This is a genomic window from Nostocoides vanveenii, assembly GCF_039531165.1.
Lineage (GTDB): Bacteria > Actinomycetota > Actinomycetes > Actinomycetales > Dermatophilaceae > Nostocoides_A > Nostocoides_A vanveenii.
Map to the genome: position 1 here is coordinate 1 of NZ_BAAAPN010000008.1, position 9,659 is coordinate 9,659.

Annotated in this window: 10 protein-coding genes; 6 read left to right on the forward strand and 4 right to left on the reverse strand. The window is 68.6% G+C overall.

What is annotated here, in order from left to right; genetic code table 11:
* Positions 1 to 103: 103 nt before the first annotated feature.
* Entirely contained in the window at positions 104 to 1,543 is a 1,440-nt protein-coding gene (gene dnaA / locus ABD209_RS01370; protein WP_344061033.1) for a chromosomal replication initiator protein DnaA, read from the reverse strand.
* Positions 1,544 to 1,980: 437 nt separating this feature from the next.
* Between dnaA and rpmH the strand changes: the two genes are divergently transcribed.
* The 6 genes from rpmH (at position 1,981) to rsmG (ending at position 5,530) form a co-directional block, all read left to right on the forward strand.
* Positions 1,981 to 2,118 (forward strand): 50S ribosomal protein L34, encoded by a 138-nt coding sequence (gene rpmH / locus ABD209_RS01375; protein ID WP_324388253.1) that lies wholly within the window; start codon positions 1,981 to 1,983, stop codon positions 2,116 to 2,118.
* Positions 2,119 to 2,131: 13 nt separating this feature from the next.
* The gene (gene rnpA, locus ABD209_RS01380; RefSeq protein WP_344061036.1) at positions 2,132 to 2,497 is read left to right on the forward strand and encodes a ribonuclease P protein component; all 366 of its coding nucleotides are present in this window, start codon (positions 2,132 to 2,134) and stop codon (positions 2,495 to 2,497) included.
* Positions 2,494 to 2,772 (forward strand): membrane protein insertion efficiency factor YidD, encoded by a 279-nt coding sequence (gene yidD / locus ABD209_RS01385; RefSeq protein WP_344061039.1) that lies wholly within the window; start codon positions 2,494 to 2,496, stop codon positions 2,770 to 2,772. Before rnpA ends, yidD begins: the two co-directional genes overlap by 4 nt.
* A 7-nt stretch (positions 2,773 to 2,779) precedes the next feature.
* Positions 2,780 to 3,817: a membrane protein insertase YidC gene (gene yidC / locus ABD209_RS01390; RefSeq protein ID WP_344061042.1), complete on the forward strand. Its 1,038-nt coding sequence runs from the start codon at positions 2,780 to 2,782 to the stop codon at positions 3,815 to 3,817.
* Between the two features lie 74 nt (positions 3,818 to 3,891).
* Positions 3,892 to 4,617 (forward strand): Jag family protein, encoded by a 726-nt coding sequence (locus ABD209_RS01395; protein WP_344061046.1) that lies wholly within the window; start codon positions 3,892 to 3,894, stop codon positions 4,615 to 4,617.
* 34 nt (positions 4,618 to 4,651) lie between these two features.
* Positions 4,652 to 5,530, forward strand: coding sequence for a 16S rRNA (guanine(527)-N(7))-methyltransferase RsmG (gene rsmG, locus ABD209_RS01400; RefSeq protein ID WP_344061049.1), 879 nt, complete (start codon positions 4,652 to 4,654; stop codon positions 5,528 to 5,530).
* 1,277 nt (positions 5,531 to 6,807) lie between these two features.
* Here the strand turns inward: rsmG and ABD209_RS01405 are convergent.
* The 3 genes from ABD209_RS01405 to ABD209_RS01415 all read right to left on the reverse strand — a co-directional run.
* Positions 6,808 to 7,623: an ExeA family protein gene (locus ABD209_RS01405; RefSeq protein WP_344061052.1), complete on the reverse strand. Its 816-nt coding sequence runs from the start codon at positions 7,621 to 7,623 to the stop codon at positions 6,808 to 6,810.
* A complete protein-coding gene (locus tag ABD209_RS01410) occupies positions 7,620 to 9,122 on the reverse strand; it encodes a DDE-type integrase/transposase/recombinase (RefSeq protein WP_344061055.1) in 1,503 nt (500 codons plus the stop codon). Before ABD209_RS01410 ends, ABD209_RS01405 begins: the two co-directional genes overlap by 4 nt.
* Positions 9,123 to 9,210: 88 nt before the next feature.
* A partial coding sequence (locus ABD209_RS01415) for a hypothetical protein (RefSeq protein WP_344061058.1) occupies positions 9,211 to 9,659 on the reverse strand: 449 nt, incomplete at its 5' end.

Here is a 9,659-nt window from a genome sequence, read left to right on the forward strand (position 1 = left end):
CTCAGGAACTTTGAACTGTCGTAAGTCCAAGTATCCCGTTGCAGGACAGGCACTTCCGTACTTTCACACCCCGGACACGCCGATCACCCGTGAACGATCGAGGCTAGGCAGATTGCTGACGGATCCGATTGGTCAGTTCGGTGACCTGGTTGTAGATGGCCCGGCGCTCGGCCATCAACTGGCGGATCTTCTTGTCGGCGTGCATGACGGTCGTATGGTCGCGGCCGCCGAACTGCTGGCCGATCTTCGGCAACGAGAGATCGGTCAACTCACGGCAGAGGTACATCGCGATCTGGCGGGCCGTGACGAGCACCCGCGAGCGCGACTGCCCCTGCAAATCCTCGATGGTCAGGCCGAAGTAGGCCGCGGTCTGGGCCATGATTGTCGCGCTGGTGATCTGGTTGGCGTGCTCATTGGGCATCAGGTCTTTGAGCACGATCTGCGCGAGCGGCAGGTCGACCGGCTGCCGGTTGAGGCTGGCGAAGGCCGTCACCCGGATCAGGGCCCCCTCGAGCTCGCGAATATTGGTCGAGATCCGCGAGGCGATGAACTCCAGGACCTCGTCGGGGACCGAGAGCCGCTCCTGGATCGCCTTCTTGCGCAGGATGGCGATCCGGGTCTCCAGGTCGGGCGGCTGGACGTCGGTCAGCAGGCCCCACTCGAAGCGCGAGACCATCCGGTCCTCGAAATTCGAGAGGTGCTTGGGCGGGACGTCCGAGGTGATCACGACCTGCTTGTTGGTGTTGTGCAGGCTGTTGAAGGTGTGGAAGAACTCCTCCTGGGTCTGGACCTTGCCCGAGAGGAATTGGATGTCGTCGATCAGCAGGACGTCGACTTCGCGATAGCGATTCTGGAAGTTCGCCGCCTTGTCGTCGCGGATGCTGTTGATGAAGTCGTTGGTGAACTCTTCGGAGTTGACGTACCGCACCTTCAGATGCGGCTGCAGAATGCGGGCGTAGTGCCCGATGGCATGCAGCAGGTGGGTCTTGCCCAGCCCGGACTCGCCATAGATGAACAACGGGTTGTAGGCCTTGGCCGGCGCCTCGGCCACCGCCACGGCCGCGGCGTGGGCGAAGCGGTTACTCGCGCCGATGACGAAGGTGTCGAAGACATACTTCGGGTTCAGCCGGGTCGCATCGAGCGGGTCCAGGGTGACGACCGAGCCGGCACCCGGGCGCAGCGGCTCGGGCTCGAAGTCGTCGTCGACCAGACCGTCGTCGACCACGGTGTCCTCGTCCGGAGCCTCGACCGAACTGGTGAACAGGTCCTCCTCGACCGGCAGCGACGGATCGACGGTGACGGCGAGGGTGACCTCGGTGCCGAGTTCAGCGGCGAGCGCGGCCAGCACGTGCGTGCGGACCTTCTGCTCGAGAACGGTCTTGGCGAAGTCGTTGCCGACCGCGATGAGCACCGTGTCGTCGAGGATCCCCTTGACCTTGGCGTCCTTGAGGAACGAGCGATGCTGGATGGAGACGCGGTCTTCGGCCAGGGTGGACAGCACCTTGGCCCACAATCGGCTCGCGTCCAACCGTGCCTCGGACACGGGGCCTACCTTCCTGGGACCGTTCACGACATCCACAGCGTTGTCCACACCCTGTGGGAAGCGGCCACCTCATCATGGACGAGGGCCGAACCTAACAACCCTCCACCCGCGCGAGCAAGCGCGAGCCCAAGGCATTATGTCCCGGCGGCGGAATCTTTGGCGCCTTGGGGTGTGTCGCGTCAACGCTGCCCGATCGAACGGGTGCAGGATGGTCGGTTTGGGTGCCATGCCGCTTGCCGGATGCCGTCGGTTTGACCCCCTGAGTGGGCGCCCCGTATCGTTGTGCTTCGGCCTTTCGGCCGTTTTCGCATGCCCACGCCCCGCGCGCAGGCTTCCGATTGCGGCCGAGAAGCGAGCCGATCAGCCACCCGGCAGTCACTACGACCACCGCCACGCCGGCGAGCGGGACCCTCGCCACGTCATACGGAAGAAGTCAGATGAGCAAGCGCACCTTCCAGCCGAACAACCGTCGCCGCGCCAAGAACCACGGTTTCCGCGCCCGCATGCGCACCCGCGCCGGCCGCGCCATCCTCTCGGCTCGCCGCCGCAAGGGTCGCGCCGAGCTGTCCGCCTGACGCATCCCGAGCTGTGCTTCCGGCACGGCATCGCTTGCGTTCCAGCGCCGACTTCAACGCAGTCCTGCGCCGTCGCGACCGCGTCGACGGGTCGGCCCGGTTCGTGGTGGTGCATGCATATCGCGCCCCTGGCCGGGACAATGCCCCCTGCCGGGTGGGCTTCGTCGTCTCCAAAACGGTCGGTAATGCGGTGATCCGCAATCGCACCAAGCGGCGCCTGCGCGAGCAGTGCCGCGCCCGGCTTGAGGCGCTGCGACCGGGCGTCGACTACGTGGTGCGCGCCCGAGCGGCCGCCGGGACGGCGAGCAGCGCCGAACTGGGCGTGGCCCTCGATGAGGCCTTCGGTCGGGCCGATCGCGCGTGGGGAGCGCGGGTATGACGGTGGGCGGGTTGCTGGCGCAGCCGCTGATCTGGCTGATCCGGGCGTATCAACTGGTGATTTCCCCGATGACCCCGCCCTCGTGCCGGTACTACCCGTCGTGTTCGGCCTATGCGCTGGGGGCGCTGCGCCGGTTCGGACTTTTCCGCGGGAGCTATCTCGCGGCGCGGCGCGTTCTTCGCTGTCACCCGTGGGCACCGGGCGGAGTCGATCACGTGCCTCAGACTTTCAGCTTCTCGCCGCCGGCGAACCATGATCACCAACTGAGCAGTTAAGGACAGCATGGGCGACTTCTTCAACAGCGTGCTCTACCCGATCGAATGGGTGGTCGCGTGGATCATGTACGGCTTCCACCAGGCCTTCACCGCGGTCGGGATGCCCGCGGCGTCCGGGTGGACCTGGGGGCTCTCGATCGTCGGTCTGGTTATCGTCATGCGAGCGGCGCTGATCCCGCTCTTCATGAAGCAGATCCACGCCTCGCGGAATATGCAGATCCTCAGCCCCGAGCTGCAGAAGATCCAGGCGAAGTACAAGGGCAAGACCGATCCCGAATCCCGTCAGAAGATGACGCAGGAGACGATGGAGCTCTACCGCTCCTCAGGGACCAACCCGCTCTCGTCGTGTCTGCCGATCCTGGCCCAGTCGCCGATCTTCTTCGGACTCTTCCGCGTGCTTAATGGGCTGCAGTCGATCGCCGACGGCAAGCGTGACGGCATCGGCCCGATCACCCGCGACGTCGCGAGCCAGGCCGAGCAGGCGATGATTTTCGGAGCCCAGCTCTCCGACAAGTTCATGGGTGCCTCGACGACCAACACCAAGATCGTCACGATCGTGTTGATCATCTTGATGTCGGTCACGACGTTCACCACCCAGCGCCAGCTGATGACCAAGAACATGCCGGCCTCCGCGTTGGACAACCCCTTCGCGCGGCAGCAGAAGGTGCTGCTCTATGTGCTGCCGCTGGTCTTCGCGATCTCGGGTGTCAACTTCCCGATCGGTGTGCTCATCTACTGGTTCGTCACGAACGTCTGGTCGATGTGTCAGCAGTTCTATGTGATCCGGCGGATGCCGGCACCGGGCTCGTTGGCCGAGAAGGCGCTGCACGAACGGCGCGCCCGGAAGGGGCAGCCGCTGCCTGCGACACCGGTGGTGCCGGGCACGGGGGCGGTCAGCGGCACTGTGGTCGACACGTCCGCTCCCAAGTCGGGACAACGCGTCCAGCCCAAGCGCAAGGACCGTGGCGGGCCACGTCCCAAGGCGGGCGGCTCCAGCAGCGGCGGTTCCGGCGGGGATGGTCCGCAGGATGCGCCCGGCCGCTGACGGCGGCTTCACGTCATACCAACCCTGGTGAACCCGCTTCCGGGCCACCGAGACGGCAAAGGAGTTAGCGCCGGATGAGCGAGAACGATGTGATCGTGTCCGAGCAGTCCTCGGACCTCGAGGAGACGCCAGAGGTCGAGGCGAACGCGAGCGACGCGGGCGTCGACGCGGCTGCCGAAAACGCTCACGATGTGAGCGAGGCGGCGGGCGACGAGGGTGACACAGCGGGCGATGAGGGTGACGCGGCGGGCGTGAGTGAGGCGGCGGGCGATGAGGGTGACGCCGCGGGCGCGGGCGGGGCGAGCGCCGGTCGCGGGCGGGGCGCTCGGCGATCCCTGCTCGAGCGCGAAGGTGAGGTGGCTGCGGACTTCCTCGAGACGCTCCTGGACATCGCCGACCTCGACGGTGACATCGACCTGGATGTGGACGGGGATCGTGCCGTCGTCGCCGTTGTCGATTCCGAGGAAGGCCGGGTGCCGCGGCGTCTGGTCGGCCCGAACGGCCGCGTGCTCGAGGCGCTGCAGGAGCTGACTCGGCTGGCCGTTCAGTCGGCGACCGGTGAGCGTTCGCGATTGATGCTCGATGTTGCGGGCTTCCGCGCCGAGCGCCGCGCGGACCTGGTTGCCCAGGCGCGCAGCGCGATCGAGAAGTGTCGCACCGATGGGTCGGCCGTCGAACTGGAACCCATGAGCGCCTTCGAGCGCAAGGTCGTCCACGACGAGGTGCTCGCCGCCGGGTTGGTCTCGGAGTCCTCGGGTGTCGAGCCACGGCGGTATGTCGTGGTGCTCCCGGCGGGCTGAGCCGCCGGGATACGTCCGCGATAGCGCACCGATCATGACCGAGCAATCGCCGCTGCCCGGCCCCGGCGCGGGGCCGGGCAGCGGCTTTTCTGTCGACGGGGCGGATGTCATCGTGGGCGCGCGGGCGATCGGCGGGCAGGGCGGCGTGGCGCCCGCGGCAGCTGCCGCGGTCTTCGGGGATCGAGTCAATGTGGCGCGTCGCTTTGTCGCGATCCTCGCGGACACCGGCGTCAGCCACGGGCTGATCGGGCCGCGCGAGGTGCCGCGACTGTGGGACCGGCACGTCTTGAACTGCGCGGTGGTGGCCGAGGCGATGCCGCTCGTCGGAGCACGTGTCATCGATGTGGGGTCCGGTGCCGGTTTGCCCGGGATCGCGTTGGCGATCGTGCGGCCGGATCTGAGGGTGACGCTCGTGGAGCCGATGCTACGGCGCACCGACTGGCTCTCGGCGGCCGTGGCCGAGCTGGAACTGACGAATGTGGAGGTGCGCCGCGGCCGGGCCGAGGAGTTCGCGGATGTGTTGGCTGCGGACTATGTCACCGCGCGTGCGGTCGCTGCTCTCGAGAAGTTGTGTCGGTGGTGCGCGCCCCTGGTTAGTGTGGGTGGCGAGCTGGTCGCGATGAAGGGGGCTTCGGCCGCCGCCGAGTTGTCCGCTGCCCGCCCATTGTTGGCTCGTCTCGGCCTAGGCAACGGCCGCGTCGAGACCGTGGGTGCCTCCGTTCTGGCCGACCCTACCGTCCTGGTCATCCTCCCCAAGGTGTCCGATGCCACCGGACCCGCCGGCACGAAGGGCGCGGCCGGCAAGGCGGGCGCGGGCAGCATGACCGGCGCGGCCGGCAAGGCGGGCGCGGGCAGCAAGACCGGCGCGGCCGGCGGGCCACGACGCACTTCTCGCCCCAAGCGCCACCGCTAGGCGCCAGCCCCCGCGTCCCCCCTCACGTCGAGTGGCCGGTTCAGCCCCGTCGAGTGGCCAGTCCAGCATCTTGGGCGCTGCCCCGGCAAGGCACAGACGATCACTGTGGCGGGCGTCTGTCGCCCAGGCGGCATAGCGGGTCAGTCGAGTTCCGGCCGGCTCTGACATCGACCGTCGAAATCGATTGGGCAGCAGAGGAAACCCCTGGTGCGTATCGTCTGCTCCTGCGTTGAACGGGAGAGCACGGGTCAGTCGTCGAGGCACGACCCATCGGTCACCCCGTGCGCGCTGCGTCGAGATCGAGAGCGACGACCCCGCCTGCGTCGATGATCGCGACGATCGTCTCCCTCGCGTGCAGCGACGAGCTGGAGGGCTCGTAGGGAAGAGACTCCTCGTGCAGCGGTGGCCCGCCGGCGGGCGGATGCCTTGGGACTTCCGGGAGCGTGTCGCGACCCGCTCGTAGCAGTGCGATGGCGAGGTATGCCGCCAGCCGGAACGGTCCCGACGCGACCCGTAGCGACCGTCCCGTCAGCGGCCCCGCACGGGCCGGGAAACGCCCAAAAGGAGTGGGTTCACCCTTTGCCATAGTACATATGTTCGAGTAGAGTTTCCGTATGGAAGCGCCACTCGCTGTCGCTGCCGCCTTGGACGCGGTCGCTTCCATCACGCCCGGCGGGATGCCGCTGGAGGTGGCCGGGCTGCTGGCGTTGGTGTCCGAGGTGCAGGTGCTGCGGCACCGGTTGGATGGGTTGGTCAATGACGTGCTGGTGGCGGTGGCGCGGGTTGATGATGACGGGATGCGGGCGGAGTTCCCGCAGGAGGAGTTCGGGCTTCGTTGGGCGGGTCGCGTTGCATTCGCAGGCGCCGGAGCTGGTCGCGCCGTGTCTCGGGGTGAGTGTGCATGTCGCGGCGAGCCGGGTGGTGACGGCGGTGGATTGGCGCTGCGGGTGTTGACCGGCGTTCATTTTGCGGATGACGGCGTCACTGGTTTTGCCGATGGTGTGGGTGTGAAGCGGCCCCGCCCGCGGTTGGCGGGCGGGGCCGTGGTCGGCGNCCGTGATCTGGCCCGAGCACGACTGGGCGCAGGTCACGGTACGGAGGATGCAGGCCAAACTGCATTGTTGGGCGACCGGAGATCCCGGTCGCCGGTTTGATGATCTGTAGAACCTGGTCTGTGACCCGGCGTTCCTGGTGGTGGCGTGGCAACGCGTCGCGGGGAACGTCGGGGCACGGACCCCGNTGGTGACGGGGTGCTCGGCGTGGTGACGCCCGGCTGGTTAGTCGGCGCCGGTTTCGGTGATGGCGATGCGGGCGGCTTTCTCGTCGACGATGTTGCTGTCTTTGGCGAACGCGGCCATGAGGGCGTTGACGGCGAGGTTGTTGATGGAGCGTGGGTAGCCTCGGGAGGCGTTGTGGATCAGGGTGATCGCGTCGTTGCTGAACAGGGTGTCGGTGCGTCCGGCGATTTTCTGGTGGTGGGTGACGTAGTCGCTGGTCTCTTCGGGGGTCATCCCGGTGAGGGTGTAGCGGACGGCGATGCGTTGGTCCAGGGCGGCGAGCACGCCGAGGCGTAGTCGTTGGCGCAGGGTGGGTTGTCCGAGGAGGAGCGCGGCGAACGGGGCGCCGGAATCCATGCCGTGGTTGGTGAGCATCCGGACGGCTTCGAGTTGGGGGTTGTCGAGCAGGTGGGCCTCGTCGAAGACCAGGACCGGGGTGCGGCCGCGTTCGGCGTGTTCGGCGGCGAGGGCGTCGGCGGCTTGGGGGACGAGAGTCGCGGTGTAGAAGGAGGGCACTTGCCCGAGGGCGGAGACGACGTGGTGGAGCATGCCGCGGACCCCGACGGAGGGGTTGGGCAGGTAGATGACCACGTGCCGGGAGGGGTCGAGGGCGGCGGTGGCGGCGCGGATGGCGACGGTCTTGCCGGCGCCGACTTCGCCGGTGATCACGCCGAGGGCGTGTTGGCTGATGCACCAGTCGATGCGGGCGACGGCCTCGGCGTGCCCGGCGTGGCGGTGCAGCATCGAGGGGGCGAGGGAGCGGCCGAATGGCATCGCGGTGAACCCCCAGTAGGACTGTAGGCGTTGGATGCTCACCGGGTCGCCTGCTGCCGGGGGGTGGTGGGGGTGAGGAGTTCGTCGAGGGAGAGCTGCCCCGGGATCTGTCCCGGGATCTGGCCCGGGGGCTGGTGGTCGGTGGTCGGTTCGGTGGGGTTGGTGTAGAGGGCGTGGAAGCCGATCCGTTCGTCGTCGGCGACTTGGGCGTGGTGGGTGTCGGCGAGCAGGCGCAGGTAGTTGATCCCGGTCGGGGCGGGCGCCGGCTCGGGGGTCTCGGGTCGGGCTTTGGGGTGGGTGTGCCGGGTGATGACGTGTGGGACCGCGTGGCCGTAGGAGCGTCCGCCGTGGCGGACCTCGATCCGTTCGAGGTTGAACGGGGAGAAGAGGAGTTCGACCTTGCGGGCGACCAGGGCGGGTTCGACCTGGTAGGTGTTGCCGTGCAGGGAGATCGTCGCGGTCTTGGTGACGGTGCGTAGGTGGGACCACAAGAACGCCTCGGTCAACGCGTCCGCGGCCGGCATCGCCGGGCCGTGGCCGGCGGCCTGCCAGCCCTCGTTCCAGCGGGCCAGCGGGGTTTGACCGGTTTCGGAGTGCACCTGGTGGTGGTAGAGCGATTCGACCCAGGCGGTGAACAGCGCGTTCAGTTCGAGCAGGGCCGCCGCGGGCGAGACGCCCCGTTCGGCCAGGTCGGCGGCGGTGGTGTCGGTGACCTCGACGAGGAACTGCTCCCGCACGGTCCGGAAGAACCGCTCCACCTTGCCTTTGCCCTGCGGGCGGTGTGGGGTGGCGTGGATCAACCGGATCCCGAGTTTGGCGCAGGCTCGTAGCAGCCACGCGTCGACGTAGGCGGAGCCGTTGTCGACGTAACAGGAGCCGGGGACGCCGCGGGCGGCCAGTGCCGGCTCGAGCGCGGCGGCCAGGCGCACGACGTCCTCGGCGAACCCGAACCGGTAGCCGGTCACCAGCCGGGAGTGATCGTCGAGGAAGGCGAACAGGTAGGTCTTGCGCCCACCGAGTTTCGGGCCGTGCAGCGCGTCCCCGACCCACCGCTGGTTCGGTGCCTCGGCCTCGTACCGGCCGAACACCGGCGCCTGCCCGATCGCCGGACCGATCAGCTCGCGCCGATGGAACAGCCGCAGCAGGGTCGACTCCGACGGGGAGTACCCCGAGGAGGAGCGCAGGATCCGGGCGACCTGCGCCGCGGTCCGGGCCGGGTTCTCTCGTTTCAGCGCGACCGCCAACTCGAGCACCGTGGTGTCGATCCGGGACCCGGGCTGACGCATCGAGGGCGTCAACGCCTCGAACCCCCCAGCACGGTAGCGGCGGATCCACCGATCCAGGGTGTCCCGGGAGTAGGTGTGCTGCCCACCGAACGGGCCGGCGTGGGCCCGGGCCGCGATCGCGCGCACGACCTTTCCCCGGGCCTTGCTCGACAGGCCCGGATCGAGGGCGGGACAAATCAACTGGTACCGGAACAACGCCACCAGTTGGGCGCGCTCACGCCGCTTGTGCGCGTCGTGCTCGGGGGTACTCACCACGAAAACTCCTCTGAAGCCAGGGGGAAACCCGACCGCGGCACGGTCAGGGGCAACCCTGGCGAGGATGCCGACACCCCGAGCCCCCGCGTCAGGGGCAACTCGTGTTGCCGCTCCTGCTCGGCCCGCCCGAAGGCCATCCCGGCGCCAGCAACCGACCCCCCGAGCACGCGACGGCGACCTGCCAGCCCGTCACCGGGCCGAGCACCCCTAACCGGCCGAACCGGCCCACCACCGCCTCCCACGCCGCCGCGAGAGCAGCCAGCAAGTCCCGCCACCGGCACCCCTGCGCCGTGGGCACCACCCAATCCACCCCAGCCCGCGCCGCGACCTGCAGCAACACCGTCCGGGCCGGCCCGAGCCGGCCGCTCATCACCCGCAGCCAGCCACGGACCGTCGCCGCCGGCACCCCCAACGCCCTCCCGATCGGCCGGTGCCCCGACCCCCTCGCCCGAGCAGCCAGCGCGGCACCGATCACCTCCACCGCGTACCCGCGCCGCAGCAGCACCGTCACCGGCAGCAACACGTGCGTCAACAGAC

Coding starts and splice junctions, on each gene's coding strand:
- rpmH (WP_324388253.1), top strand. CDS start 1,981: ATGAGCAAGCGCACCTTCCAGCCGAACAACCGTCGCCGCGCCAAGAAC.
- yidD (WP_344061039.1), top strand. CDS start 2,494: ATGACGGTGGGCGGGTTGCTGGCGCAGCCGCTGATCTGGCTGATCCGG.
- yidC (WP_344061042.1), top strand. CDS start 2,780: ATGGGCGACTTCTTCAACAGCGTGCTCTACCCGATCGAATGGGTGGTC.
- ABD209_RS01395 (WP_344061046.1), top strand. CDS start 3,892: ATGAGCGAGAACGATGTGATCGTGTCCGAGCAGTCCTCGGACCTCGAG.
- rsmG (WP_344061049.1), top strand. CDS start 4,652: ATGACCGAGCAATCGCCGCTGCCCGGCCCCGGCGCGGGGCCGGGCAGC.